Origin of the sequence: Roseobacter sp. EG26 (genome assembly GCF_049830555.1) — a bacterium.
Taxonomy (GTDB): domain Bacteria; phylum Pseudomonadota; class Alphaproteobacteria; order Rhodobacterales; family Rhodobacteraceae; genus Roseobacter.
The window spans coordinates 19,905-45,450 of sequence record NZ_JBNBLH010000009.1; the positions used below are offsets into that span (position 1 = coordinate 19,905).

The 25,546-nt window shown below is 54.5% G+C and carries 23 protein-coding genes; 8 read left to right on the forward strand and 15 right to left on the reverse strand.

Annotated features, from left to right (window positions below; all coding sequences use genetic code 11):
• Window positions 1-115 precede the first annotated feature (115 nt).
• From ACOTTU_RS18645 to ACOTTU_RS18655, 3 genes are all read left to right on the forward strand, one after another.
• The gene (locus tag ACOTTU_RS18645) at window positions 116-661 is read left to right on the forward strand and encodes a DUF2306 domain-containing protein (RefSeq protein ID WP_425660120.1); all 546 of its coding nucleotides are present in this window, start codon (window positions 116-118) and stop codon (window positions 659-661) included.
• A 1-nt stretch (window position 662) separates the two neighbouring features.
• On the forward strand, window positions 663-1,049 hold the full coding sequence (locus ACOTTU_RS18650; protein ID WP_425660121.1) for a VOC family protein: 387 nt from the start codon (window positions 663-665) through the stop codon (window positions 1,047-1,049).
• A gap of 166 nt (window positions 1,050-1,215) precedes the next feature.
• Entirely contained in the window at window positions 1,216-1,722 is a 507-nt protein-coding gene (locus ACOTTU_RS18655; protein WP_425660122.1) for an AAA family ATPase, read from the forward strand.
• Between the two features lie 93 nt (window positions 1,723-1,815).
• Here ACOTTU_RS18655 and ACOTTU_RS18660 read toward each other — a convergent pair whose 3' ends face one another.
• The 7 genes from ACOTTU_RS18660 to ACOTTU_RS18690 all read right to left on the reverse strand — a co-directional run bounded on the left by ACOTTU_RS18660 (window position 1,816) and on the right by ACOTTU_RS18690 (window position 9,005).
• Entirely contained in the window at window positions 1,816-2,049 is a 234-nt protein-coding gene (locus ACOTTU_RS18660) for a multicopper oxidase domain-containing protein (protein ID WP_425660123.1), read from the reverse strand.
• A 479-nt stretch (window positions 2,050-2,528) separates the two neighbouring features.
• On the reverse strand, window positions 2,529-2,786 hold the full coding sequence (locus tag ACOTTU_RS18665; protein ID WP_425660124.1) for a hypothetical protein: 258 nt from the start codon (window positions 2,784-2,786) through the stop codon (window positions 2,529-2,531).
• 370 nt (window positions 2,787-3,156) lie between these two features.
• Window positions 3,157-4,221 (reverse strand): flagellar basal body P-ring protein FlgI, encoded by a 1,065-nt coding sequence (locus ACOTTU_RS18670; protein WP_425660252.1) that lies wholly within the window; start codon window positions 4,219-4,221, stop codon window positions 3,157-3,159.
• Between the two features lie 35 nt (window positions 4,222-4,256).
• Entirely contained in the window at window positions 4,257-5,261 is a 1,005-nt protein-coding gene (locus ACOTTU_RS18675) for a flagellin (RefSeq protein ID WP_425660125.1), read from the reverse strand.
• Window positions 5,262-5,264: 3 nt separating this feature from the next.
• The gene (flgK, locus tag ACOTTU_RS18680) at window positions 5,265-6,710 is read right to left on the reverse strand and encodes a flagellar hook-associated protein FlgK (protein ID WP_298921849.1); all 1,446 of its coding nucleotides are present in this window, start codon (window positions 6,708-6,710) and stop codon (window positions 5,265-5,267) included.
• Between the two features lie 29 nt (window positions 6,711-6,739).
• Window positions 6,740-8,071 (reverse strand): flagellar hook protein FlgE, encoded by a 1,332-nt coding sequence (locus ACOTTU_RS18685; RefSeq protein ID WP_298921848.1) that lies wholly within the window; start codon window positions 8,069-8,071, stop codon window positions 6,740-6,742.
• A gap of 100 nt (window positions 8,072-8,171) precedes the next feature.
• Window positions 8,172-9,005 carry a flagellar motor protein MotB gene (locus ACOTTU_RS18690; RefSeq protein ID WP_425660254.1) on the reverse strand — a complete coding sequence of 278 codons (834 nt, stop codon included), beginning with the start codon at window positions 9,003-9,005 and terminating at the stop codon, window positions 8,172-8,174.
• A gap of 132 nt (window positions 9,006-9,137) precedes the next feature.
• Between ACOTTU_RS18690 and ACOTTU_RS18695 the strand changes: the two genes are divergently transcribed.
• Window positions 9,138-10,349: an MFS transporter gene (locus ACOTTU_RS18695; RefSeq protein WP_425660126.1), complete on the forward strand. Its 1,212-nt coding sequence runs from the start codon at window positions 9,138-9,140 to the stop codon at window positions 10,347-10,349.
• A 2-nt stretch (window positions 10,350-10,351) separates the two neighbouring features.
• Here the strand turns inward: ACOTTU_RS18695 and ACOTTU_RS18700 are convergent, their stop codons facing one another.
• Entirely contained in the window at window positions 10,352-11,242 is an 891-nt protein-coding gene (locus tag ACOTTU_RS18700) for a rhodanese-related sulfurtransferase (protein ID WP_425660127.1), read from the reverse strand.
• Between the two features lie 123 nt (window positions 11,243-11,365).
• On the opposite strand from ACOTTU_RS18700, the gene pncA reads away from it, so the two are divergent.
• Both pncA and pncB read left to right on the forward strand, forming a co-directional pair.
• Window positions 11,366-11,974 carry a bifunctional nicotinamidase/pyrazinamidase gene (pncA, locus tag ACOTTU_RS18705; RefSeq protein ID WP_425660128.1) on the forward strand — a complete coding sequence of 203 codons (609 nt, stop codon included), beginning with the start codon at window positions 11,366-11,368 and terminating at the stop codon, window positions 11,972-11,974.
• Window positions 11,967-13,259: a nicotinate phosphoribosyltransferase gene (pncB, locus tag ACOTTU_RS18710; protein WP_425660129.1), complete on the forward strand. Its 1,293-nt coding sequence runs from the start codon at window positions 11,967-11,969 to the stop codon at window positions 13,257-13,259. Before pncA ends, pncB begins: the two co-directional genes overlap by 8 nt.
• 74 nt (window positions 13,260-13,333) lie before the next feature.
• Here pncB and ACOTTU_RS18715 read toward each other — a convergent pair whose 3' ends face one another.
• From ACOTTU_RS18715 to ACOTTU_RS18745, 7 genes are all read right to left on the reverse strand, one after another.
• A complete protein-coding gene (locus tag ACOTTU_RS18715) occupies window positions 13,334-14,290 on the reverse strand; it encodes a D-2-hydroxyacid dehydrogenase (protein WP_425660130.1) in 957 nt (318 codons plus the stop codon).
• Window positions 14,291-14,299: 9 nt separating this feature from the next.
• Window positions 14,300-15,067 (reverse strand): maleate cis-trans isomerase family protein, encoded by a 768-nt coding sequence (locus ACOTTU_RS18720; protein ID WP_425660131.1) that lies wholly within the window; start codon window positions 15,065-15,067, stop codon window positions 14,300-14,302.
• Window positions 15,064-16,149 carry a pyridoxal phosphate-dependent aminotransferase gene (locus ACOTTU_RS18725; RefSeq protein WP_425660132.1) on the reverse strand — a complete coding sequence of 362 codons (1,086 nt, stop codon included), beginning with the start codon at window positions 16,147-16,149 and terminating at the stop codon, window positions 15,064-15,066. Before ACOTTU_RS18725 ends, ACOTTU_RS18720 begins: the two co-directional genes overlap by 4 nt.
• The gene (locus tag ACOTTU_RS18730) at window positions 16,146-17,810 is read right to left on the reverse strand and encodes a hydantoinase B/oxoprolinase family protein (RefSeq protein ID WP_425660133.1); all 1,665 of its coding nucleotides are present in this window, start codon (window positions 17,808-17,810) and stop codon (window positions 16,146-16,148) included. Before ACOTTU_RS18730 ends, ACOTTU_RS18725 begins: the two co-directional genes overlap by 4 nt.
• Window positions 17,807-19,903: a hydantoinase/oxoprolinase family protein gene (locus ACOTTU_RS18735; protein WP_425660134.1), complete on the reverse strand. Its 2,097-nt coding sequence runs from the start codon at window positions 19,901-19,903 to the stop codon at window positions 17,807-17,809. The genes ACOTTU_RS18730 and ACOTTU_RS18735 overlap by 4 nt, the downstream gene beginning before the upstream one ends.
• Before the next feature lie 241 nt (window positions 19,904-20,144).
• Window positions 20,145-20,537, reverse strand: coding sequence for a hypothetical protein (locus ACOTTU_RS18740; protein ID WP_425660135.1), 393 nt, complete (start codon window positions 20,535-20,537; stop codon window positions 20,145-20,147).
• A gap of 620 nt (window positions 20,538-21,157) precedes the next feature.
• Window positions 21,158-22,096 carry a LysR family transcriptional regulator gene (locus ACOTTU_RS18745; protein WP_425660136.1) on the reverse strand — a complete coding sequence of 313 codons (939 nt, stop codon included), beginning with the start codon at window positions 22,094-22,096 and terminating at the stop codon, window positions 21,158-21,160.
• A gap of 130 nt (window positions 22,097-22,226) precedes the next feature.
• Between ACOTTU_RS18745 and ACOTTU_RS18750 the strand changes: the two genes are divergently transcribed.
• Entirely contained in the window at window positions 22,227-23,234 is a 1,008-nt protein-coding gene (locus tag ACOTTU_RS18750; protein ID WP_298921836.1) for a TAXI family TRAP transporter solute-binding subunit, read from the forward strand.
• A 95-nt stretch (window positions 23,235-23,329) separates the two neighbouring features.
• The gene (locus ACOTTU_RS18755) at window positions 23,330-25,546 is read left to right on the forward strand and encodes a TRAP transporter permease (RefSeq protein ID WP_425660137.1); all 2,217 of its coding nucleotides are present in this window, start codon (window positions 23,330-23,332) and stop codon (window positions 25,544-25,546) included.

Genomic DNA, 25,546 nt, shown 5'->3' on the forward strand with positions numbered 1-25,546 from the left:
TATCCTTGTCCTCCTCCTCGTCTATTCGTTCATACCAACCTTTGGCGGCTTGTTCCGCGTGCTCGAATTGGCAGGCGGGCCGGCAATCGCCCCAGCAAACCCGCGGGCATCCTCAATGCCCCTCCCCATCGTTCTGCACATTCTTGGCAGTTTCTTGTATTGTCTTCTTGGCGCAATCCAGTTCCTGCCAAGGATCAGGCGGAAATATCCTGCAGCCCACCGCATTTTTGGCCGAATTGTTGCGACGGCTGGCTGTCTTTCTGCCGGAAGCGGATTGTGGATGACCCATTTCTACAGCTTTCCGATCAGCCTTCAGGGGAACTTGCTGTATTGGGCTCGGATCACCCTGGGCTTTCTGATGATCTTCTTCATCGTTTGGTCCATTCTCGCCATCAGGTCGCGGAATACCTCTAGGCACAGCGCCTTTATGCTGCGCGCCTATGCAATTGCTCAGGGTGCGTCTACGCAAACCTTCATCGGCATTGGATGGCTGATCTTTTTCGGGACCGAGGCGACAGGCCCGTTGCGCGACGCCATTATGGTCTTCGCATGGGTAGTTAATCTGCTGATCGCCGAGGTTTTCATTTGGACGATGCTGACGCCAAAACAGCGGTCGGCAGCGCCTGCCTCGGACGAGAAATCAGCCAGAACTGGGCAATAAGATGATCGGCTATGTGACAATTGGGACGACTGATCTGGACAGGGCGATCAAGTTTTACGACACGTTGCTGGCGACGATTGGCATCCAAAGACTATGGCAGCATGGGGACATGGCGGCATGGGGACTGTCACGCGCCGAGGCCGCGTTGTGTTTGGCGCGCCCGTTTAACGGCCGGGCAGCAAGCGTTGGAAACGGCGTCATGGTGGCATTCAAAGTCGACACCGCTAAGCAAGTCGATGCTTTTCACGCCAAGGGTGTTTTACTCGGCGGCAAGAATGAAGGCCGCCCAGGGCCACGCGGCGAGCATGGTGTTTACGCCGGCTATTTTCGGGACTTGGACGGGAACAAACTGAATGCGTACGTCCCTGAGCAAAGAAACTCAAATTGACCTAGCAATATCATTGACCCTTGCTCACATCTTAGAGATGCGGAGCGATGTTGCCATTCGCTACGGTTGCCTTAATCTCCGCATCGCGACCCGAGCTAGCACTCCGGACCGCGGAGGTTGTATCAGAACGTCAAATGCGCGTCATTCTCTGCACAAGGCTATCCCAATGTCCTCCACATCGCCAACACTGCATCTGCTGTGCGGAAGAATTGCTTCAGGAAAATCAACGCTGGCTACACGACTTGGCAACGCCGAAAGAACAATCATCATTGGTGAAGACAATTGGTTGCGCGCGCTCTACTCAGAAGAGATGTCTTCGATATCCGATTATCGGCGTTGCACAGTAAAACTTCGGAAAATCATTGGTCCTCACGTGGCATCGTTGCTAAACGCCGGGGTCTCGGTCGTTTTGGATTTCCAAGCGAACACCATCGAAGCACGCAGCTGGATGCGGAGAATACTTGATCAGACAGATGCGGCTCACAAGCTTCATGTACTCGACGTTCCCAATGATATCTGCATTGAAAGACTGCTCGCTCGTAACATGCATGGCGATCATCCGTTTACTGTCACTGAGGAACAGTTCTGGCAGATTTCCAAGCACTTTGTTGCGCCATCTTCAGATGAAGGGTTCAACATAGAGCGGCACGAATCTAGCTACTACTCTCGATGAGAAGCACACATTAACGATTGAGCGCAGCAACTGGGCTGGCTGGCAAACAGCGTCGTTGGAGAAATCACTAATTCGTCACAGATTTTGCATTCCTCAGATCACTACAAACTGCCTCATCATCCCACAATCCTCATGCTCCAAGATGTGGCAATGATACATGTAGGGCGTGTTTGCCTTCGCCTCATAGTCGAACTGAACCAGCAAATCAGGCCAAGTTTCTTCTACATGAACCATAGCTTTCAACCCATTAGCATAACGAGGCGGTTCGGCACCGTCTTGGCAAATAATGCGGAACCAACATCCGTGGATGTGGAATGGATGCAGCATATCATCGACCGAAATCCGCCCGATCTCGGTGTTGCCTTGTTCACGCCTTCGTCAATGCGATCCAGGTGCATGGGCCACCTTTGAAAGCAGTTTCTGTGACAGGTGAGCGCATGTTTAAGACCTAATGCGATCGGACACGTTTGTATTCTTGGGACCAAGTATCGATGACGGTCTGTGTTTATGGTGTGGAACCATTCGGTATTCAGAACTTCGCGGCGCAATGTGCCGTAAAAGCGTTCGTCGCAACCATTCTACTATAGCGATCCCGGGTATACTGGGTCGGCTTGATCCCCACCTTTCTCAGCCAATCTTGCAGTGCTGCCACGATGAACTCTGAACTATTGTCCGAACGAGCGCATTCTGGTTTCCCACGTTACAAAAGCAAAGAGTAGAGCGTCCAAGAAGTCTGCGCTATTCATCTTCGACTTGACCGCGACGCATAGCGTCTCGCGGGCGTATTCATCAAGCAACGTCAGCATCTAATACGGGCGTTCGTTGCCAAGCTTGTCGTGAACAAAGTCAACGCTCCATATGTGATTGACCGACCATCCTTCAATGCGCAGTAGCACTGTGAGTTTGCCGTAGCGCCCATATTGTTTGGCCGACCGGATCAGCGCGAGGCGCAAAGCTTCATCATCCTTGGGGGCAACTCGATATATTTGCGTATTCCGCGCCATGCCCGTCATCCGGCACGTACGGCGTTCGAAAGCCGCCAGCTTTTGTCGGATATACACCACGGCCAGACGAAGCTGCTTTGTCCTCAGGCCTTAGGCTTCAAATAATCGAGGCATTCCTTGAGGATCAGCTTATCCAATTCTAAATCGGCAACGATCCATTTCAATCAATCATTCTCCTTCTACAATCCCTTCAAGCTGGCTATCTCGGATCGCCACATCCCAACAAACCGTTTGTGCTAAGCTTAATGGGTCGCATCGCTCATTCCGCCGTCGTACAAGCAGTCACCACATCCGAACCAGAGGCAAGTCTCAACTCAATCTCACTCAAAAGCCGAAGAATTTCTTCATCCGAATACCGTTTCTGCGCCATCAACTCCATCTCCAAAACTAAGACCAATTTGTCACGGTCTTAGGGGCTAAAACAGCCATCTCAACGGACTATGAACTCAGCATGTAATGCGCCAGCCGCCTTTATGCTCTTGAGAATATCGATCATGTCGCGAGGTGAAACACCAAGGGCATTTAGGCCTGCAATAACCTCGGACAATGACGTGCCACTGGGAATCTCTGCCAAACCTATTCCTGGTTCTTCCTCGATTTCCGCATTGGTCCGCGGCACAACTACCGTCTCTCCGTCAGCAAATGGGTTTGGTTGCACTGCTATCGGTGCTTCTTGAATTCTGAGGGTAAGATTGCCTTGAGATACCGCGACTCGCGAAATCCGTACATCCTCCCCCATCACAATTGTTCCTGATCTCTGATCAACGACAACTCTTGCTTTTCGCTCAGGTTGAACGGATATATTCTCTATCCTTCCCAAAGCGTGTGCCACGGAGGCCATTCTTGTTTGTGGAATGTCGAGACGTACCGTCCCGGAATCCAGCATGAACGCCACTGGGCGGCCAAAATCTGAATTGATGGCCTGTTCGATTCTCGCAGCCGTTGTGAAATCAGCATCACGCAGCGCCAAACGCAAATTTGTCAAACTAGCCAAATCGAATTCGATTTCTCGTTCGACTCTAGCTCCAGAGGGAATCACCCCCGAGGTCGGAACTCCTTGCGTTACATTCGCACCATCGCCTTCGGCGACCGCACCCCCGGCTATGATCGTACCTTGGGCGACAGCGTAAATTTGGCCATCAGCTGCATTCAATGGGGTCATAATCAAAGTGCCGCCTAAGAGGCTGTTTGCATCACCTATTGCAGAAACGGTGACATCTATTTGTCCACCTCCTCGAGCAAATGGTGGCAACGCGGCGGTTACAAGAACAGCGGCGACATTCTTTGGCCTGAACTGTTCGCCAGCAACATTCACACCGAGCCTTTCAAGGATATTCGACATGATTTCTTCGGTGAATGGCGCATTTCGCAACCCGTCGCCGGTCCCGTTCAATCCCACGACCAACCCATAGCCTACCAGATCATTGCCTCGAACGCCGTCAAACTCAACAAGGTCCTTTATTCTAACCGGACCAGCGGAAGCCGAATCTACCATTGCGCATATCAATAAGATCGCCGCGACAAATTTTTTCATAGGAAATTCACCAAAGATAGCTGAGAGCTTCTTACAGTTACAGAGTAAAGGCTTTGCAAATGGAATTGTACGCTTTCCAATTCAGTCGCAGTTTCAAATGGATCGGCTGCCAATAAGGCATTTCTTGCAAACTCCAGGCTGGTTTCTTCGGCCTGATTCCGTGCGGAGATCATCCCGATCCGCTCCTCAGTGAAGCCGATGTTTGCGCGCAGGCTAGTAATGCTATCTTGGTTTGATTGAAGGCCAATCCCAGTGATCCCAAACAGTTCAGATTGTTGGGTAACTGTTAGTGCGAGCGCCGGATCATCTGCAATCGCTGCAACCGTCGTGTGGAGCAGCAATTCCTTCAGTGCATCGTCGTTCGCTCTTACATCTAGGTTCACGCGTTCGGTGTCAGATAGGACAAATGGCGCGAGGGCCGTCGCAGATCCTGCGTAAGATACCGTGTCAAAGCCGGCGGGGTCTGAAAACCAGGTTTCAGCAGCGTTTACAATGTCCTCAGGCGTCGTTTGCCCGGTAACAACGGCGAGAACTTGAGCGATGAGCGTGTCTGCGTCAGGCAGGGGGGCTTGATCTGTGGTGGTGCCGGAAAACAAGCTGCGTCCCGCAATGTCATCATTAAGAGAATTGATTATACCCTGCAATTGGGTTCGGGCATTGTCGGAGGGATTTCCCGCAATGACGCCGATGGGCCCACCGCTGGCAAGCAACAGATCGAGCCCTAGGGCCCCGCCAAAATCCTGTACACGTTCCAGCGCGTCTTGCATCGCACCAGTGTAATATGTCGCCTCGGAGTTCGCGACAGAATAGCCTTCCAACACCTCGAGCGATCTTTCCAGCCCGGTCAAGTAGTTATGGTTGCCGTCAAGAACCTCTCTGACATCGGAGACCTTGCCGCTCGACAATTCATCGGTCAGTCTCGTGAGATCTTGTCTCAACGCAACGCTCCGGCGCTGGAGCATGAAAGATTGTGCCAAGTCGCCTAGTGAAATCGTGCTCATAGCTTACAACCTCAATATAGTTTGCATCATTTCGTCAGCTGCTTCGATCATTCGAGCGTTGGCCGCGTAGGTTTGCTCAACGAGCAGAAGGCGCTGCAACTCCTGATCGGTATCAACACCCTCTGCGAGAACCAGTTGGGTCAACTCGTTAAACTGTGTGGACGTAAAACTCAGACTTTGATCAGCTTGTGCGCGATCGGCGCCTAACTGAGATGTCAAGGTCGCTGCAAGATTGATTGCCGAAAAAGCCCCGGCTCCAAAGTCACCGGATGCTGGCACTTTGTTGGCGTTCAAGGCGGTCGTCAGCCCTTGCAGCAATCGCGAGTCACCCACATCACCCTGCACCAAAGCATTGATACCATCCCTGATACGCCACGCTTCGCCGCCCTGCCGTTCATCAATCGCTGCATTGATGGACAGGCGGGCGGAAATGCCGACCTCGTTCAGCGGATCAAAAGCAGCACCGGCGTCTGTGAAAATGCCTGCGTCCCCTACAGCCAGAGTTGCGTCTACTGCGGGATCTTGAAACCGTTCGATCAGATCTCGCGAAAGGGCATCTAGTTGGGTTTGTGCGTCCGTCCCCAGTTCATCCCTGATCTCAAACTGAGCACCCAGCGAGCCTCCACCTAGGGTGCCACGTTCGCTATCGGTCCGAACGCTGAACCCATTGATCGTCAGGCCTGACAACTGGCCTCCCGCAAGGGTCATGTAGGGTGTGACCTGATTGACGGGCGTGAATTCGATCTCGGCAATGCCGCCATCCAAAAGGATCGCACCCCCGGTGGAGTAAAGCGCAATCTGCCCGTTGTCGCGAGAAATCTGACGCACAGGGACAATTGCACTGATTTCGTCAACCAAAGCCTGTCTGTTGTCCTGTAGCGCCGATGTATCACCGCCCAGAGCCAGGGTCTTGGTGATCTGAATGTTCAGTTCCTTCACCCCACCCAGCGCGGAACTCAGCCGATCAACTTGTATCCCGATATTTCGATCTGCTTCGCTGCGAGCTTCCTGCACATTATCTGATGCCGAAGAGATGAGGGTCGCAAGATCGCGGGCCGCATTTACGACGCTGCCTAGTCTCTCGGGTGCGTCTGGGCGACTTGTAGCCGTGACAAGACTGCTTTCAAATTGTGCCAAACGTGCCGATAGCGAGTTGGGGTCATCTGGGGTGCCCAACGCATCTTCGTGACTGGTCAGAAACCGTGCTCTGTCAGAAGAGTTGGAAAAAGCTGCTTCCGCAAGACCACGGTCAACCAAAAGCGCGGGGTCAACATTTCGAACAATGCCATCAATGCTCACGCCGCCAATCTGAGACGACGACAAGGCAACAGACCGAACGCCATAACCAGGTGTCATAGCGTTCGCGATATTGGCGGAAATCGTCTCAGAACTGCGCCCCGCGGCGCGCAGCCCTGTCATTGCGTTTGATAGTGCCCCTGAAATAGACATGTCAGGCCCTCGTTACTTGCGAAAAGAGATTATCGTTTGATGTTGGTGGTTTCCTGCAACATCTCGTCAACCGTTTGGATGACCTTGGCATTAGAAGAGTAAGCGCGCTGGGTCTTGATCATGTCGGTCAACTCCCCGGCGACATCCGTGGTAGATTCCTCTCTTGCGAAAGAAGCGATATCGCCAGTTGGCCCATCACCGGCATCCCACAGGAAGAAGGCACCGCTTTGCCGTGAGGGCAAATATGTCTGACTATCGAAGGTTTGAAGCCCATTCGGATTTGCGACGTTGACGAGCGGAATTTGATAGACCGTACGAATTTCACCGGTGTCAAAGCTCGCACGGACAAAGCCGTTCGGGTCTACGTCCAGACCAATAAAGTTGCCAATCGCGGAGCCATCCTTGGTCACGGAAATTGGCGCAAAATTATATGACAGTTGCGATAAACCTTCGGTGTCGCCAATCGTACCAATGTCAACGGAGATTGGACCCGCGGCCACGTTGACCGTCACCTGACCGGTTGCGGCATCATACGCGGGGCTGGCACCTACTGGTGCCGTTGTCGCAATTGGCGTCACCGTTGCGAGCGTACCACCACCTGTACGCGCATCGGTAAATGTGAGCGTGTACCGGCCAATCTGGTCTCCGCCCTGCGCGGAATCAGTCATTGTCATGGTCCACTCGTTTGTGGCGGGGTCGCCCGCCGCCGCGGGCGCGGTCGGTTCAAAAGTGATGCTGATGCTTTGGGATGTCCCCAGATTGTCAAAATACTCTACGGATAACTGTTCCGTAAGCGCCGCGGCTCCGAACTCTGTCTCTGTGGCGGGCAGGTTCACCCCAAGGCTCATCGAAAGAGTGGGATTACCTGCGAGTTGGCTTGTATTGATCCTGATGGGTTCAAGGCCGTCTGCGGAATCACGAGGATAGTTTGGAATTGTACCATCCGCAGCAGCGGGCCACCCCATCAGGACAAGTCCGGACTGAGATGTCAGATATCCTTCGGCATCTGTACGGAATGATCCGGTTGTGGACAGGAACATGGGCGCATCAGCGCCGGCAGTCTGTACTTGTGCCGCTTGTGCGACCGGCAACATGCCTTTGCCGCGAACGGCAAGGTCAGTCGAATTTGACGTCGAAATCAGGGTGCCGCGCTGATCAATCAACCGCTGTGAGGCAGCCCTGACGCCACCGGCAGCATAGGAGCCGCCACCGGATGACAACACCATGGATTCGAAATCTGTTTCCACCCGCTTATAGCCAAAGGTTGAGGAATTAGCGATGTTGTCCGAGATTGACGCCAGTCGCTGAGCATTTGTTTGAAGTCCTGCAACGCCTGCATTGAGCGAAGATGAAATTGTCATGGGCACGCCTTTCTGATGTGATCATCCATTGACCACCCAGATAGACACCCGGACTTAACACGGCGCTAACAGATAAAATGCGCCCTATTTATGCCCCAATTCACCGAAGCAGGATGATTTCCACCCGATTGTTGCGCGTTGCCAGGGGATTGCGGTGCACCAGCTCACGGTCAGCATGGCCGGTGACACGCTGAACACGGTCGGAATTCAAACCGTTCTTCTGCAGCAGCGTCCGGGTCCGAGAAGCCCGTTGTGAAGACATGTCCCAGACGAGGTTCTGCGCCAGCACTACGGGCTTTGATCGAACATGGCCCCCGATTGCGACATCGTTGGTGACGCTTCTGCTGACGTCAGCAACCAAGGCCACAAGCGTTTCCATCAATTCGGTCGGATTGTCGGTCTCGTCTTCGAACAGCGGCAACCCATCAAGGGCGAACAGCTCGATGACTAAACCTTCATCGGTGATCCGGGTGACGATGTGTTTGAGCAGATTTTTCATGACGGTCGTTTCACCGCCTCGGCCCAGAAGCTCGTCAATCGCTTTTTGAAGCTCTTCGGCGGATTGATCCTGCTCTCCGTCATCGGACGCAGTGCCGGCTTCGCCGCGCGATTGTTCCTTCTGGGCAGCGTGTTTGGTCGTGGCACCTAAGCCATTCTGCGGAAGGGTTTCTTCCGAGAATATACTATCACCCGAAAAGGAACCGTCGCCCCCGCCGGAGACGCGATTTATCGGAATGGTCGGCGAAAAGTAATCCGCCAACCCCTGACGTTGTTGCTCGGTCGTTGCATTCAACAGCCACATCATCATGAAAAAAGCCATCATTGCGGTCACGAAGTCCGCATATGCGACCTTCCAGGCACCACCATGGTGGCCACCGGCAATTATCTTTTTTCGTTTGATGATGACTGGTGCCAGATTGCTCTGCGCGCCCATATCTCCACCACTCTCATATTCACCCAAGCCAAGTCATACCGTGAAAGGTCTTTCCACGAGCTTAACGGATCACGGGAATGTTTGCTTGCGTCGCCGGGCCCGTTGGGGGCAGATACGCCAATGGAGGCGCAGATGCCGGTCACCGACAGCCCATATTCCTGGATCAGATTGCTTCTGACACTGGTGATCGCAATGATCGCCAACGTCGGCATGTGGGCAATCATCGTGATCATGCCAGCTGTGGAAGCTGAATTCGGAGCGGGTCGTGCATTGGCGTCAATGCCCTATACCCTCACGATGATTGGCTTTGCGATCGGCAATTTCGCGATTGGCAAGGCGATTGACCGATACGGTGTGACGGTGGCACTAACCGGTGCTGCAAGCGGGATCGCCCTGGGGTTTGGGCTGGCGACGCTCAGCCAGTCCATCTGGGTTCTTTCCGCCGCTCAGCTGCTGATCGGCTTTTCGTCAGCTGTCGGGTTTGGCCCGCTCATCGCCGACATATCCCACTGGTTTGTACGCAGGCGTGGGATCGCCGTGGCGCTTGTCGCAAGTGGGAATTACCTTTCAGGGGCGATCTGGCCAATGGCGCTGGCAGGAATGCTTGAAGCGACAGGCTGGCGCAGCGTCTACGTGTTTTTGGCAGTTATCACATTGATCGGTGTGATCCCCCTGTCCTTCGCATTGCGGCGAAAACTGCCACAAGAAGCGCAGGTCGCGGCGCAAACACAATCCCTTCAGAATGCACAATCCTCTGGGCTGTCACCGCGCGCATTGCAATACATCCTCGGGCTGGCCGGAATCGGCTGCTGCGTTGCGATGTCGATGCCGCAGGTTCACATCGTATCCTACTGCGTTGATTTGGGATATGGCCCTGCAGTCGGAGCCGAGATGCTCGCCCTGATGTTGTTGGGAGGCGTTGGGTCCCGCATTGTCTCGGGCCTCGTTGCCGATCAACTGGGGGGTGTCAAAACCCTGCTCATTGGATCGGCACTGCAATGCATTGCCCTGTTTTTATACCTGCCGTCAGGCGGGCTCGTGTCCCTTTATGTCGTCAGTCTGATCTTTGGGCTGAGCCAGGGCGGGATCGTCCCCAGCTATGCATTGATCGTGCGCGAATACATGCCCGCCAAGGAAGCTGGAGCGCGTGTGGGGTTTGTGATGATGGCCACGATCATGGGTATGGCCTTGGGCGGATGGATGTCTGGGTGGATTTATGACGTCAGCGGCTCGTATCAGCTCGCCTTCATCAACGGCATCTTATGGAATGGCCTGAACATTGCGATCATGCTTTGGCTGCTGTCACGCAGCAAGCCGCGCGCGCCTTCTGTGATGCACGCCTAGCTTCAGGAACCCGCACGGGCCTTGGCCAACATCATCTGCTTTTGCCGTTCCCGAAACCTGTTCTTGTCACTCTCGGTGGTTTCATTGAAACAACGATGACAGCTCACACCGGCTTCATATTCCGGGCGCTTCACGTCTTCGGGCAGGATCGGACGGCGGCACCCATGACACAATGAATGCGGCCCCTCGCGCAACCCATGTTCCACGCTGACGCGGTTGTCGAAGACAAAACACGCGCCATTCCATTTGGTTTCGTCCTCTGGCACCTCTTCAAGATATTTCAATATGCCGCCCTTGAGGTGATAGACGTCTTCGACACCCTGACCCAGCAGGTAGTTCGTTGATTTTTCACAACGAATACCCCCGGTGCAGAACATCGCGATTTTCTTGTTGTGAAAGCGCTCCTTGTTTGCCTCCCACCAGGCAGGAAATTCACCGAAACTTTCGGTTTTGGGATCGACCGCGCCGTCAAAGGTGCCAATGGCGACTTCATAGTCATTGCGCGTGTCAATAACCGCCACGTCCGGCGCCGAGATAAGGTCATTCCAGTCCTTGGCCTCAACATAGTGGCCGACGCGCGCGCGCGGATCGACGTCCGGCTTGCCCATTGTCACGATCTCGCGTTTGACACGGACTTTCATTTTCCCAAAGGGGGCGTCCTGGCTTGTGGCTTCTTTCCATTCCAGATCTGCGCAGCCGGGCAAGGCACGCAAATACCGGATGACGGTATCGATGCCCGCCCGTGGGCCAGCGATCGTTCCGTTGATACCTTCACAGGCCAGCAGCAGCGTGCCCTGCACATTCTGGGCCCTGCAAAGCTCCTTGAGCGCCGGTTGCAGCGCCCCGGGGTCTTCGAAACGGGTGAAGTGATATAATGCGGCAATCGTGTACATGGCCGCTCAGATAATCTTCTGGCGCGGTGCAGGCAAGAGGTCAGTCGCGCGATGGAGTGAACCGACCATTGACGCCGCACAATGCGCCCCTTACCCAAAAGGGTGGATAAAGGAGTGGACGACATGACCCAGGCTCTGATCGTGATTGATGTGCAAAAAGATTTTTGCCCGGGTGGCGCTCTGGCGGTGCCTGAAGGGGATCGTATTGTCAGTGAAATCAACGCCCTGATGGGAGCAGCAGAGGTGGTGATCCTGACACAGGATTGGCATCCCGCCGGACACTCCTCCTTTGCAAGCTCTCATGAGGGCAAAGCGCCTTACGATATGATCGAGATGCCCTATGGGCCACAGGTTCTCTGGCCGGACCATTGCATTCAGGGCAGCATCGGCGCGCAGTTTCATCCCAAGTTACAGGCGGACCGCGCTGATCTGATCATCCGAAAGGGGTTCAACCCCGCCATAGACAGCTATTCCGCCTTTTTCGAGAACGACCGCGACACACCCACCGGGCTGGAAGGATATCTGCGCACCCGTGGGATCGATACTTTGGTCATGGTCGGGCTGGCGCTGGATTTCTGTGTTAATTTCTCGGCCGTCGATGCGGCAAAGCTGGGCTTCAAAGTGACCGTTCGCGAAAGGTTGTGCCGGGCCATTGATCTGAATGGCTCATTGGATGCCGCGCGCGATAGCATGGTGGCAGAAGGTGTTACCCTGGAGGCCGCCAATGGTTGATATCGCCACCCGTGTCTGGAACCACAAATGGAAGATCGACCCGATCGTCAGATCGCTGATTGACACCGATTTCTACAAGCTTCTGATGTGCCAGTCGGTGTTTCGGAACAAGCGTACAACGAAAGTCACCTTCAGCCTGATCAATCGCTCCAAGGACGTGCCGCTGGCCGAACTTATTGATGAAGGCGAATTGCGCGAACAGCTTGATCACATCCGGTCGCTGTCGCTGTCGCGCGGGGAGAGCACATGGCTCCGCGGGAACACGTTCTACGGCAAACGCCAGATGTTCCGACCAGATTTCATGGAGTGGTTCGAGAACTTGCGCCTTCCACCCTACCATCTAGAGCGCAAGGGGGACCAGTACGAGCTGACTTTCGAAGGAGACTGGCCCGAGGTGATGCTGTGGGAAATCCCCGCTCTTGCAGTCTTAATGGAGTTGCGTGGCCGCTCCGTACTCAACCGTATGGGAAAATTCGAACTGCAGGTTCTATATGCGCGCGCGATGACGCGCGTGTGGGAAAAGATCGAAAACATGCGGGACATTCCAGGATTGTCCATTGCGGATTTTGGAACGCGCCGCCGCCACAGCTATCTTTGGCAGGACTGGTGCGTCCAGGCGATGCGAGAAGGCCTGGGCAGCGCTTTTACCGGAACCTCAAACTGTAAGATCGCGATGACACGGGAGCTTGAAGCGATTGGTACGAACGCGCATGAATTGCCAATGGTCTATGCCGCGCTGGCCGAAACAGACGCGGAACTGGCGCAGGCTCCTTACGACGTTCTGTCGGACTGGCATGATGAACATGAGGGGAATCTGCGGATCATCCTACCTGATACATTCGGCACAAAGGGTTTTCTGGACAAGGCGCCAGATTGGCTGGCGGGCTGGACCGGTATCCGCGTGGACAGCGGCGACCCGGCGACAGCGGCGGAAACGGCAATCGCCTGGTGGAAGGCGCGTGGCGAAGACCCCAGCAACAAGCGCATTATCTTCAGCGACGGATTGGACGTGGATAAGATAAGAGCGCTCCACAGTCGTTTTGCCGATCAGGTCAACGTCTCATTTGGCTGGGGTACTTTGCTGACCAACGATTTCAGAAAGCTGGTCCCAGATGATCGGCTCGCACCCTTCTCACTTGTTTGCAAGGCGGTTGAGGCCAATGGCGCGCCAACGGTAAAACTCTCGGATAATCCCAACAAAGCCATGGGGCCGATTGCGGAAATAGACCGCTACAAGCGTGTGTTTGGGGTTGGTGATCAAATCGCGCAGGAAGTGATCGTTTAAAGAGCGTCGGCAATCCAGTTAGAAAATTTGTTGTTCGGCCATGCGAACGACACACGTATCGCTGCAACTGGATTTCAGTAGCCCCTAACCGGATCCACGATATTTTTGAGAGGCTCACCCTTTTGCCATCTCGTCAGGTTCTCACAAAACAGGTTCATAGACGCCGCATCCCACTCAGCGAAAACACTGGAGCAATGAGGGGATATCAATATGTTTGGCAATTCCCAAAACGCGCTGTCAGCTGGCAGGGGTTCGGTTTCAAACACATCCAGCGCCGCTCCGCCTATTTTCCCCTGTCGCAATGCATCTAGTAGATCCTTTGAATTGATGACGCCGCCGCGGGAGACATCGACAAGAACCACGCCCGGTTTCATAACGTCGAACAAGCTTGCATCAACGAGGTTCCGGGTGCTGGCCACCAGCGGTGTGCTGACAAGGACGTAGTCGGCCTGCTGGCACAATCGGGGCAATTCGCCGGGCGCGTGCACCTCATCGACATTTGGCACCGGCGCGGGTCGCGCACGTGTTCCCATGGTCTTCATCCCAAAGGCTTTTCCAAGCCGAGCGATGGCGCTACCTGTATGCCCTAACCCGATGATCAAAAGCGTCTTTCCCCGCAGGGGCGACATTAGGCGGGACGCCCAGACACGCCTCTCCTTGTCTCTTTGCAGCCCTGAAATATCCAGCGAGAAGTGCAGAAAGCTACCGAACGCATATTCCGCCATCATCTCAGCGGCGACCCCCGCCGCGTTCGTGACCGTGGTTTTCGCGGAATCCCAATGCCCAAGGTGGTCAATGCCTGATCCGCCCACAGCAATCCAATCTGGTCCGCCGGGCCCCAGCAATGCGTCTGCCGGATAGGTCGATGTACTGTCAAAACGGATGCTGTAAACGGCATCGGGGCTTTCCGTCTCAATCATCGCGGGTAAGTCAGTATATGTTTGGCAGGCAGAGATATGAATGTCAGGATGCGCGTCTCTCAACTGCGCGACAAGAGCTTCCGTCTCTTGCGCATGAACGATAACTTTCATCATCTCTTCCTATTCCGACCGGGTTCTTAAAGCTGCGTTCTGCATATCGAATAATTGACCAAATCCTGACCTCGCAGGAGTCAGGTTGAGTTGGCTCAATGCCTGAAACATGATTGCTTGATTGGACGTGACCACAGGCTTCCCCGTCTCAGTTTCCAACGCTTCGATCACTTCAACGGCGCGCATATCCGTACAGGACAGGACAATCGCCTTCGCCTTTTTGCTGTCCGCTTGCAACCCGAGATCAAAAACTTCTTCAGGCGACATGTTGCCCTGCCCCGCGTTATCCAGCGTTCCGGCAACGTCGGCCCGCGACACAGTCTCGATCCCGCAACTTTGAAGGAACGCAATCGCCTGATCATTCAATACGGGAACGTATGGAGAGGCAAATGCAATACGCTCCGCTTCTAGCGCCTGCAAGGCGTGAACCAGGGCACCTGCGGCGGTTATCGTTCGAGCGTTGCCTTCGGACGCTATTTGAGCCGACAGTGCGGCGTCAAAATCCCGTCCATGTGCCATGGTCGCTGAGGTGCATCCATAGATCACGATATCTGGCTCGACACCGGCCAGTAACCTTATGGGCTCGTCCATATTCATCGCACCTAAGCCCGCCATCTGTCGGGAATCAGGCACTTCGTTTGCGTCATACCCACCTAACCGGGTGACGTGAACCGAGACATCTGCGGGGCACATCATCATCAAATCGGGTTCCAGATTGGTATTTGTGAAAGGCACGAACACACCCAGCCGCGCCCGTGATCGCTGGACCGTTCTCATATGGTATCTCCTTGATGACGCAGCGACTTCAAGATATTTATCACCCCCTGCATATGGTGTTCCGAGGAAATCGTCGCCCGCAGGCAATCCGGCAAACCGTATCCGCTCATCCCGCGCAAAATGAACCCACCGTCGTATAGCCTTTGCTGCGCGAAGGCAGCTTTCTCTGCCGATGCAAAGGGAATCAGAATGAAGTTTGCGCAGCTTGGCGGTGGCGCGTAACCAAGCTGCATCAGGGATACTTGGAAGCGGTCGCGAATTTCTGACGTAAGTCGCGTTGTTTCGCGCATGTAAGCGTCGTCAAGAACCGCGGCGGTTGCGGCGGCCTGACTGGCCGAGTTGATATTGTTGGGATTAAGCACCTTGCGCAGATGGGCGCAAATAGGGGGACCGAAATACCCCCAACCAATGCGCATGGCTGCAAGACCATACGCCTTTGAGAAAGTGCGAAGCACCACCGTATTGCCGGTCTCAACCATGTCAAACGTTGGTGCGTCGAGCCCTTCGGTGAATTCCCCATAGGCTTCATCAATGACCAACAAGATGTCATGTGAAAGCGCCGCGCGCAGTGCGAGAAGGTCTCTGGTCGGTATCCGGGTGCCAGTCGGATTCCCCGGATTTGCCACAAACACAATGCGCGTTTGCGCGGTGACACTCTCAATCAAGCTCCGAATGTTCACGGTAAAGGCCGCTTCTTTAGCTTTCAGGAGACGTGACCCAACGCGCGCCACAGCCGTTTCGAAGAAGGCATAAGAGTACTCCGAAGCCAATGCATGATGTTCACCATCCAAAAAGCACTGCGCAAGAGCAGCGATAAGCTCCATGGATCCTGCACCACACAGGATATTATCAGCGGTTAAACCATGGCGTGATGCAAGTGCCGAACGAAGTTTGTTCCAATCAGGATCCGGGTATGCCGCACCATTCGATAGCGTATAGTTAGCGGCGGCGACCGCCAGAGGCGACGGCGCGCGTAGGCTCTCGTTTTGCGCCAGTGAAACAAGTCTCGCGTCCTCCGCGTCGGTAACAGCAGCCAATGCATAGAGGTCCATTTCTGCGACATGGCGAAGCGGCTGGATCATTCGGCTCTCTCCTGACCCGCTTCGCAGCGCTGCTGATGCTTCACACCGCTCACTAACTCATCTTCCAGATCGCGGCGCAACGCGTCTGTCGCTCGTAACGAAGGCGGGCCAAATCCACCCCCGCCTGGTGTCTGGAAAATCAACGTCTCTCCGGCCGGAATGACGAATTGCCCCTTTCCGCCCAGAATGCTGTTCGCTTTCTTGAGCGAAATGTGGCCCGCAGCCCCGTCACCACCCCCGCTCCGACCTCGGGCGGCATTGTTAATCCGTTCCACCGACAGAAACAGCAATATGTCCTCGTCACCAGCAGCGCAAAGCTCAATATCCTGACCCAAGCCGCCTCGAAATTTACCAGCGCCACCGCTGTCCGGACGCAGCATGCGTTTTTTGATGATGACAGGGGCTGCCGCCTCGGTGGTCTCTACCTGACTGCCCCAAACACCGCTTGGAAACGCCGTGGCAGACAACCCATCTTTGCCGGGCCTTGCCCCGGTGCCCCCATTATAAACAAGCTCCAGCGCGAACTCCTTGTCTGCACTGCCGGAAGTGGATGGCATGCTTCGAATTGGCAGATCATACATGCAGGAGGCTCCTTCGGCCGGAACGCTATCGGGCAGGGCCTGGGCCAGGCATCCAAACACCAGATCAGGGGTCATTTGCCCCAAGGTATGCCGCATGGCGACCGGGGCCGGCGGCTGGGCATTGAGAATACAGTTCTCCGGCGCGACCACCTGAAACGGATCAAGCGAGCCAGCATTGTTTGGAATATCCGGGCCGATGATGCAGCGTAACGCAAAAACCGAATATGCGGTCGCGTAGTTCAAAGGCACGTTGATCCCTTTTGCAGAGCATGCATCGGTGCCCGCGAAATCCAGCAATACGCCACCCGGTGATATCGTCAATGTTGCGTGCAATTCGATCGGGCATTCGTACCCATCAACTGTCAGGCTGTTCCGATACGTGCCACGCGGAACATCGGCGATTGCCGAAAGCGTGCCTGCGCGGGAAGTGTCGATTATGTAGTCTGCCAATACCTCAAGGTCCGCGATACCGAATTCAGCCATCATTTTCACCAACCGGTCGGCACCTGTTTCGCAACAGGCGATCAAAGCATATATATCGCCTTCATTGGCAATCGGTTCGCGAGAATTTGCCTTGATAATGGACATCAACAAGCTGTTGATCTCTCCCCTTTCCACCAGCTTGCACGGCGGTATCAACAGCCCTTCATCAAAGATATCTGCCCCCTCCGGCCCCATCCCAAGACCACCCAGATCCACCAGATGCGAGGTACATGCGGAAAATCCGACAACCGTCCCGTTCGAAAATGCGGGCATCATCAACAGGAAATCATTCAAATGACCCGAAGCGATCCATGGATCGTTGGTCATGTAAATGTCGCCCGGCTGCATCTGGTCAGCGTCGAACAAGCTGCACAGGGTCTTCACCGCTTCGGCCATCGTGTTGATATGTCCGGGTGTTCCCGTCACGGCCTGCGCCAACATCCGACCATGGATGTCAAAAATACCCGCGGAAATGTCGCCACATTCGCGAACGATCGGACTGAACGCCGCGCGTATAAGCGCCTGACCCTGCTCTTCAACAACCGCGAGGAGACGATTCCACATGACCTGCAGCCGGGTTCTTGACAGTGCACTCATAGATTATCCTCCTGCTTCATTACGAGCCGAATGTTGCCAAACGCATCCAGTCTGGCTTCAAAATCCGCACTCACCAGGGTCGTGGTCTGAGGCTCCGTTATAAGCGCAGGCCCCGCGATATTGTCACCAGCAACCAGCATTGCCCGCTCGACGACCTGCGCTGTAGCCTCCCGTCCGGTCAGGTCACAAATGATCTGACGTGTATAAATATTTTTGGAATGTTTACTCACCACTGGAGCTGCCTTGGGATTTGAAGAAGGCAGCGTTGAAACGCTGAGACCCCAGTTAAGCACTTCGATAATCATTCCCGGCACAGCACGGGAAAACTGGCGCGCATAGTTGGCCTCGAAAGTCTTCGCCAGCCCTGGGATATCGTTCAGGTCGAATTGACGGTCGGGCAAATCAACCTCTATTTCATGGCCTTGTCCCTTGTAGCGCATGAAAGCCGTTCGCCTGCGGGTTTGTGGCTGACCTGGTGCCCCCTGCGCGACGATGATTTCAGCTTCGACAAGCATCGCATCGAAAAGCGCATTGATCCCAACAACGTCGAACTGATCCAAGGTCGTGTAACGACTGCGAACGGTTTCAAAGCTTACGGGCGCAAACAGAAATCCAACCGCTGAACCAACCCCGGGATCGGGTGGCACCAAAATTTCCTTCACGCCTGCGCGCCGGGCCACGCGTGTCGCATGTAGCGGCCCATTGCCGCCCAGTACGATCATCGTGCGGTCACCGAGATTCTTGCCAGATTCCACCGCATGCATGCGGGCAGCACTTGCCATGTTTTCGTCCACAATATCACTGATGCCGATGGCGGCCTGCGCCGGATCAATATCTTCGCCGTCACAAATTGAACTGCGCAAGGCCGCCTCGGCGGCCTCCGTTTCGAGCCCAATCTTCCCTTCCGCAAAATTCACGGGATCAAGGTAGCCAAGGAGGAGGTCAGCATCGGTCACCGTCGCATCAGTACCGCCATTTCCGAAAGCCGCCGGACCCGGGTCGCTACCCGCACTCTTGGGCCCGATCTGGAGGCGCCCCAGGGTATCAACAGATGCGATTGACCCGCCCCCAGCACCGATTTCAATCATTTCCAGAACCGGAATGCGAACCGGCATGCCACTGCCCTTTATGAACCTCTCGGCTCGCGCGATTTCGAACTTGCGGGCTGATTGAGGGCGGAAGCCGTCGATGAGGCAGAGCTTAGCCGTCGTGCCCCCCATATCGAAAGACACGACCCTCTCCAAATCGCATTCACGTGCCGCCCGCGCTGCGAGAATGGCGCCCCCCGCTGGCCCTGATTCAACAAGCCGGATCGGGAAACTCCGGCTCGTTTCCAGTGTTGTCATGCCGCCGCTGGCCGTCATCATCAAGATTGGGCACGCCAAGCCAATGGCGTTGAAATACCTTTCAAAATCAGAAAGGTAACTTCCCATAAGGGGCTGGATGTAGGCGTTTGCCACCGTCGTGCAAAGCCTGTCGAACTCTCGCGCTTCGGGGCTGACTTCGCTTGATAGCGAGACAACGAGGTCGGGCAACCGGGCCTTGATCATCCGGCGAAGCTGTTGTTCGTGTTGGGCATTTGCATAAGAATGGAGCAGGCAAATCGCTACTGCCTCCGTCCTTGATGCAATCAGCGCCTCTATCGCGGCATGAACGGATTCCTGATCAAGTTGGACCAAAACCTCGCCATCAACCGAAACCCGTTCAACAACCGTGAAACTACGCGACCGAGGAACCAGTAAATCCGGTTTGTCGATATTAATGTCATATTGGCTGTAGCGGCGTTCATACCCGATTTCGAGAATGTCGCGAAACCCGTCCGTCGTAATTGTGGAGACGCGCGCGCCGCGCCGCTCGATCAATGCGTTGGTGGCCAGGGTGGTCCCGTGCACAAAGCCGGTAACATCCTCCATGCGGTGACTTGAAGCACGCAACACCTGATGTGCGCCAGCAGCGGCACCCTGCGTCGGATTTTTCTGTGTTGTCGCGGTCTTGGCCGATCCGATCAATCGCCCGTCACCGTCAGCAAGAACGGTATCGGTAAAAGTACCACCAATATCTATGGCAAGACGTAGCGCGGATGGGGAGGTCATCTGGTATTCGCTCAAATGTCGTCAAAGCAGAAGGCACGCCATGCGGCATGCCGATGGCAGCAATTAGATGAGCGCTATACGACCAGATCGCAGCCTGTTGCGCGGCGGCCATCTGTGAGTTGGTTCATGTCAGAATACATGTAGAGTTCCGCGAAGACGATGCATCATCCTCCGCCGGAATCCAAATTCTGTCAATTGAATAACGCAGGTGGAATTGACCATCCACCTGCGCGGGCTTACTTCAACTTACCCGAAATTTACCATTGATTACGTTGCCGATTTTATCAGCATGGTCTCTGGGCGGGCGCACGGCCTGTTTGCGCGGATAAACATTTTCCGCGCCTTTGGGCACCAAAAGATGCAACACCTCTCGACGTCGGTGGATGCCAACGCCGGATTTCTTGGCAACTTTGTAAAGATTGATCAGAACGGTGGACTTGGACCAACCGGTCTCGGAAATAATCTGTTCGACCGATGACCCCTGACCCAATGCATCAATCAGAAAGGCAGCAACCGTGCCCTCATCTGGTAGAACCACGTCGGACTTGTGGCGTGCCGGTTTAACCAGAATTCGGTCCGAATTTCGGTGCGACAAGGCAGCAATGCGGCCTGATCGGGCAAGTTGTAAAGTCATTCAAGAAACTCCTCGGAGAAATCGTTAAAAACAAACAGCTGGCGCTACTTTTCGTGCTGCGAGGTCGATTGAAGGTTTGGCGAACCAACAGATACCTTCAAAGTCGCATTTTCGAGAGGTCAGATAGCGCCTGAAGACACTCTGTAACGGGCGTTTCCTTCTTTGCTTGCGCAATATGTTGTCTCTGAGGAACATCTAACCAAACTTCCTAATGACCCTGACAAGGGCGAACCAATGTTGGACCTCTTCGCCAAAACCCTGGCGCCAACCATGACAAAGTTATGCCACATTTCTACTCGATTTCAAAAAATATCCAAGACCGTCTCCGCATGGGAAACACTCGCCGCGTTTAGTGCGGATTAGTGGCAAACCCGATGGTTAACCACACACTTGATCCAACTCGAAACAGACTTCTACGCATTGATATCAATACGTAGTTTCATAAATCTACTTGTAGGAAACCGATCTTCTATCTTGGATAGAAAGCGGAGCTTGTTCGCCGAATCATCTTGGCGAAATTACTTGGAAGGCTCCGCTTTTTTGCGCGTGTTGCCTGAATCCGAATTGTGTTCGAAACATGACAATTCCGGTCAGCATCATAACTTGCAAATTTCTACAGTTTACATCTGCTTCGGGCGCGCATTGACGCTTTCAAGCATCGAGAGCAATTCCTCTTTCCAGTTGTCCTTGATGCGGCTTGCAAATTGCGAAAGTGGTCGATGAAGGGGTGTCAATATCGCGTATTCATACCGAACAGGTTTCTGCAGCGGCACAAAGGTGATCTGTCCCCGACCGATATCCAATTCCCTTTCCGTCACGACCGTCAAGGGGTCCACAATTGAGCAGCAATGCCCGGAACTGATGAAGGGCATCAAGGGTAAAAAAAACTGGCTTGCGTTTACGATATTAAACCTGGCACCCACGCTTTCGAACTCTCTGGCAAGCTTACGGGTCAAGGGCAGATTTGAGTGCAAGGACCCCATGGGTTCGTCGTCTAAATCCGAAATGGCGACCCTTGAATTTTGCGCGAGGGGATGGTCGCGATGCAGAGCACAGAAGCACTCTGCGCTGACAATATCGGGGTGATATTGCGGAGTCTTTCCAATCGGGGCGTCAAAATCAGCAAACCCAAAATCGATACTCTGCGTGCTAGCCAGTTCGCGGATTTGCGGTGAACTGCGCGACGAAAACGTGATCCGAATATCGGAGTTTTCAGACATGGTGTCACTGACAAACCTTGGGAAGATGAACGCTGAAGGTCCGGGCATCGCAGCGACGACCAGACTGCCCGAATGCGCGTTCCTCAGGCTTTTCATCGTTTCCGATACCGTAGACATTCTATCGAGAATTTCAGTGGCCTCAGCGAGCAGATACCGGGCCTCGGGAACAGGCAGCAGTCGCCGCCCGCTTCTTTCAAAAAGTTTGATATCAAGGCTCTTTTCGAGATTCTTGATTGCCAGCGTGATCGCTGGTTGCGTGCGGCCGAGCTTCTTGGCCGTTTGTGAAATGGAGCCAGACTCCATGACTTCACGAAACACATTGAGCTGAATGAAATTCATTTTTATGATATAAGAATAACTTTGCAAAAGTGAAATATATTAAATTTGTATTTATGTAATTTCTTCTTAGGCTGGTCTTCAGAACAAATCGGACCAACCGATTCTGAAGTTTATCAACCGGGAGAACGACATGAAATTTCTACAGACTCTGGCTGGGATCGCATTGGCTGGCGCATTTGCGCTTCCTGCTGCTGCACAGGATCCCACCTTTTTCCGCATTGGTACCGGTGGCGCGGGTGGCACCTATTTCCCCATCGGTGGTACAATCGCAAATGGCATTTCAGCGCCTCCGGGCTCCCGTGCTTGCGATGAAGGCGGGCAATGTGGTGTCCCTGGATTGATCGCAATCGCGCAATCCACCACAGCTTCTGTTTTCAACAACGCCGCGGTGCAGAATGGCGAACTTGAAGCCGGTCTTGCTGCGGCGGACGTGACGCGGTCGATGTATCTTGGCGAAGGAAAATTCGAAGGCAAACCACACCCTAAGCTGCGTATCGTTGCCAACCTCTTCCCGGAAGATTTGCACCTGGTTATGCCAAAGGGAAGCACCATTGCTGACCTTGGTGATCTGCAGGGCAAGCGCGTCGGGATCGCTCAGGCGGGATCAGGCACCCAGGTGGCGGTGCTGCAGATGTTGGATGCCTGGGGGGTCAATCGGGACAATATGGAAGAGGCCGAACTCAACAACAGCCAATCAGCCGAGCGTTTGGCGGATGGTCAGATTGACGCCTATTTCTACGCCGCCGGATGGCCGGTAGCCGCGATGGTGCAACTTGCATCGACCAAAGGTATGGCACTCCATTCGTTCAGCGAAGAAGACCTGGCAAAGATCAATGAGATCATTCCAGCCTATATCCCGTCGAAAATTCCGGCCGGCGTCTATGAGGGTGTTGATGAGGACATTCTGACCCCTGCGGTCTCTGCAATGCTGGTTGTTTCATCCGATCTGAGCGATGAATTGGTCTATGGTCTGACCAAGGCCTTGTGGAACGATAATACCCGCAAGCTTCTTGATAACGGGCATGCCAAGGGCAAACAGATCACCGCAGAGACGGCGCTGGATGGCGTATCCGCTCTGGGTGTGCCGCTGCATCCCGGCGCCGAGAAGTTCTACAAAGAAGCCGGATTGCTGAAGTAATTACCCGACCCTTCCTGGTCAAACGCGAAGCTGCTGTCCCCAAACCGGGGGCACAGCACTCTTGAAATGCATGCATATCACGGGAGATCATGCTCATGTCAGATCAATCTCAATCAGATCAACACGAGCTGACCGAAGCGGAACTGGCTGCAATCGAGGAAAAGTACGACGAGGGTTCGGCAACCCGCGCCGTCGGGCCAACCACTGGTCAGATACTCCGTGCGATATCACTGCTCTTTGCTCTTTATCACTTTATCACAGCCGGTTTCGGCCTGCCCGCCGATCATTGGCATATGGGGTGGCACCTTGCCGGTCTGTTCATACTGACATATGCGCTTTTCCCCATCATCGGGTCGAGAAGCCTGTTTGCCTACAAGGTCAGTGCGTTCCGAATAGGTAACATACCTCTCTATGACCTCGTCTTCATGGCGCTTGGCGTAGCCTCGGCACTCTATGTCGGCTTGGCCTGGCGCGGCATTCCTTCGCTGGGGATCGAGGAACAAACGTTCCGTATGGGCAACCCAAATAACTACGATGTCTTCTTTGGCGTTGTCATCATCCTGCTGGTGCTCGACATCGCGCGACGCACGCTGGGATGGGTGTTGCCTTTGATCATATGTGTGTTCATCTCTTACGCCTTGCTGGGCCAGTACTTTCCGGGACTTCTGAAACATCCCGGCGTTAATTTCAAAACCTTCGTGTCATCGATGTATTTTCCACAGGAAGGGATTTTTGGCGTGACCCTGTGGGTGGTCTCCACCATCGTTTTCCACTTCGTCCTCTTTGGGGTGATCGCGCAGCGGACCGGTCTGGGCCAGTTGTTCATCGACAATGCAACCATTCTTGCTGGTCGCTACACAGGTGGGCCTGCCAAGGTTTCTGTTGTGTCATCCGCGTTTTTTGGGACCATTTCAGGATCTTCGGTCGCCAACACCGTGTCGACCGGCGCGCTGACCATCCCAAATATGAAACGTCTCGGCTATCCGGGCCACTTCGCCGGCGGGGTTGAAGCTGCCTCCTCCGCCGGGGGTCAGATTACGCCACCGATTATGGGCGCTGCGGCCTTCATCATGGCCGAGTTCCTTGAGCTCCCCTACACGACGATCGTAATTGCTGCGATCTTTCCGGCGCTGCTGCACTATGTCGGCGTTTTTACGGTTGTGCATCTGATGGCTCGCAAACTGGACCTCAAAGGGCTCACAAAAGAACAACTGCCGAAACTCGCCGCCGTCTGGCGGGAAGGCTGGGCGAATATCGTGCCGCTGATCGGGCTGCTGGTTGTACTTTTCTCGGGGTACACGCCCTTCATGTCGGCCTTCTGTGGAATCTCTTTGGCCGTCGTTGCCGGCATGTCCCGTCTTAGGGAGCCTCCGACCCTGATCTATGCGGCTGCCTTCATTGCCTTTGTGCTGTGGAAATTCTCGGATGGCGGTTTCGACCTGACGATGACTGCAATCCTCTGCGCGAGTGCGGCTGTTGCCACCTTGAATCCACAAACTCGCATTCAGATACCGGAAATGGCAGCCTCCATGGAACTGGGTGTCAAATACGCACTGGCGGTTGGCGCGGCCTCAGCTGCCGTGGGCATTGTCGTTGGTGTGATCAACACCACCGGTATCGGGTTCCGTATTGGTTTCATGGTCACGCAGGGTGCGGGTAATCTGGCCTCTGATCTCTATGGTTTCATGTCGTTGGGCGGGTTGTTTGAACTCTTCACGGTTCAGGATCTTCAACTCTTCATCTCGCTTGTCTTCATCGCGATTGCCTGCATTCTGATGGGGGCGGGCATCCCGACAACGGCGCTCTACATCATGCTGGTTTCCGTGGCCCAACCGGCGCTTGCACAACTTGGCGTGCCCCCCATCGCCAGCCATATGTTTGTACTTTACTATGGTGTCGTGTCCGAGATCACGCCACCGGTCTGCACCTCGGCCTATGCGGCGGCGGCGATTGCCAATTCCAACCCCTTCAGGACCGGGCTGTCAGCGTTCTCTCTGGGGTTGGGCAAGGTTGTGGCCCCCATGGCATTTGTCTACGCGCCGGTGCTGCTGTTCGTGTCGTCAACCGGGTTTGACCTCTGGGAGTTCACATATACCGCAAGTTCCTGCATCGCCGGGGTGATCGCCTTGTCGACCTCTGTTGTCGGATATTGGCTGACGCCAATGGGCCGTGCCTCGCGCATTCTGATGGCTGTATCCGGGTTGATCTTTGTTGCGCCTTCCCTGACCGCTGATCTCATAGCGCTGATCATTGCCTCGCCCGTCATCCTGTCTCAGCTCATCGCCCGACGCAGCATGGCTGAATCAACCTGA

Excerpts from the sequence above, each read along its gene's own strand:
- ACOTTU_RS18685 (WP_298921848.1), bottom strand. The coding sequence starts at position 8,071 with ATGACAATTTCATCTTCGCTCAATGCAGGCGTTGCAGGACTTCAAACA.
- pncA (WP_425660128.1), top strand. The coding sequence starts at position 11,366 with ATGACCCAGGCTCTGATCGTGATTGATGTGCAAAAAGATTTTTGCCCG.
- ACOTTU_RS18720 (WP_425660131.1), bottom strand. The coding sequence starts at position 15,067 with ATGAGAACGGTCCAGCGATCACGGGCGCGGCTGGGTGTGTTCGTGCCT.
- pncB (WP_425660129.1), top strand. The coding sequence starts at position 11,967 with ATGGTTGATATCGCCACCCGTGTCTGGAACCACAAATGGAAGATCGAC.
- ACOTTU_RS18755 (WP_425660137.1), top strand. The coding sequence starts at position 23,330 with ATGTCAGATCAATCTCAATCAGATCAACACGAGCTGACCGAAGCGGAA.
- ACOTTU_RS18670 (WP_425660252.1), bottom strand. The coding sequence starts at position 4,221 with ATGGTAGATTCGGCTTCCGCTGGTCCGGTTAGAATAAAGGACCTTGTT.
- flgK (WP_298921849.1), bottom strand. The coding sequence starts at position 6,710 with ATGTCTATTTCAGGGGCACTATCAAACGCAATGACAGGGCTGCGCGCC.
- ACOTTU_RS18725 (WP_425660132.1), bottom strand. The coding sequence starts at position 16,149 with ATGATCCAGCCGCTTCGCCATGTCGCAGAAATGGACCTCTATGCATTG.
- ACOTTU_RS18655 (WP_425660122.1), top strand. The coding sequence starts at position 1,216 with ATGTCCTCCACATCGCCAACACTGCATCTGCTGTGCGGAAGAATTGCT.
- ACOTTU_RS18650 (WP_425660121.1), top strand. The coding sequence starts at position 663 with ATGATCGGCTATGTGACAATTGGGACGACTGATCTGGACAGGGCGATC.
- ACOTTU_RS18645 (WP_425660120.1), top strand. The coding sequence starts at position 116 with ATGCCCCTCCCCATCGTTCTGCACATTCTTGGCAGTTTCTTGTATTGT.
- ACOTTU_RS18730 (WP_425660133.1), bottom strand. The coding sequence starts at position 17,810 with ATGAGTGCACTGTCAAGAACCCGGCTGCAGGTCATGTGGAATCGTCTC.
- ACOTTU_RS18695 (WP_425660126.1), top strand. The coding sequence starts at position 9,138 with ATGCCGGTCACCGACAGCCCATATTCCTGGATCAGATTGCTTCTGACA.
- ACOTTU_RS18745 (WP_425660136.1), bottom strand. The coding sequence starts at position 22,096 with ATGAATTTCATTCAGCTCAATGTGTTTCGTGAAGTCATGGAGTCTGGC.
- ACOTTU_RS18750 (WP_298921836.1), top strand. The coding sequence starts at position 22,227 with ATGAAATTTCTACAGACTCTGGCTGGGATCGCATTGGCTGGCGCATTT.
- ACOTTU_RS18735 (WP_425660134.1), bottom strand. The coding sequence starts at position 19,903 with ATGACCTCCCCATCCGCGCTACGTCTTGCCATAGATATTGGTGGTACT.
- ACOTTU_RS18740 (WP_425660135.1), bottom strand. The coding sequence starts at position 20,537 with ATGACTTTACAACTTGCCCGATCAGGCCGCATTGCTGCCTTGTCGCAC.
- ACOTTU_RS18690 (WP_425660254.1), bottom strand. The coding sequence starts at position 9,005 with ATGGGCGCGCAGAGCAATCTGGCACCAGTCATCATCAAACGAAAAAAG.
- ACOTTU_RS18675 (WP_425660125.1), bottom strand. The coding sequence starts at position 5,261 with ATGAGCACGATTTCACTAGGCGACTTGGCACAATCTTTCATGCTCCAG.
- ACOTTU_RS18660 (WP_425660123.1), bottom strand. The coding sequence starts at position 2,049 with ATGCTGCATCCATTCCACATCCACGGATGTTGGTTCCGCATTATTTGC.
- ACOTTU_RS18715 (WP_425660130.1), bottom strand. The coding sequence starts at position 14,290 with ATGAAAGTTATCGTTCATGCGCAAGAGACGGAAGCTCTTGTCGCGCAG.
- ACOTTU_RS18700 (WP_425660127.1), bottom strand. The coding sequence starts at position 11,242 with ATGTACACGATTGCCGCATTATATCACTTCACCCGTTTCGAAGACCCC.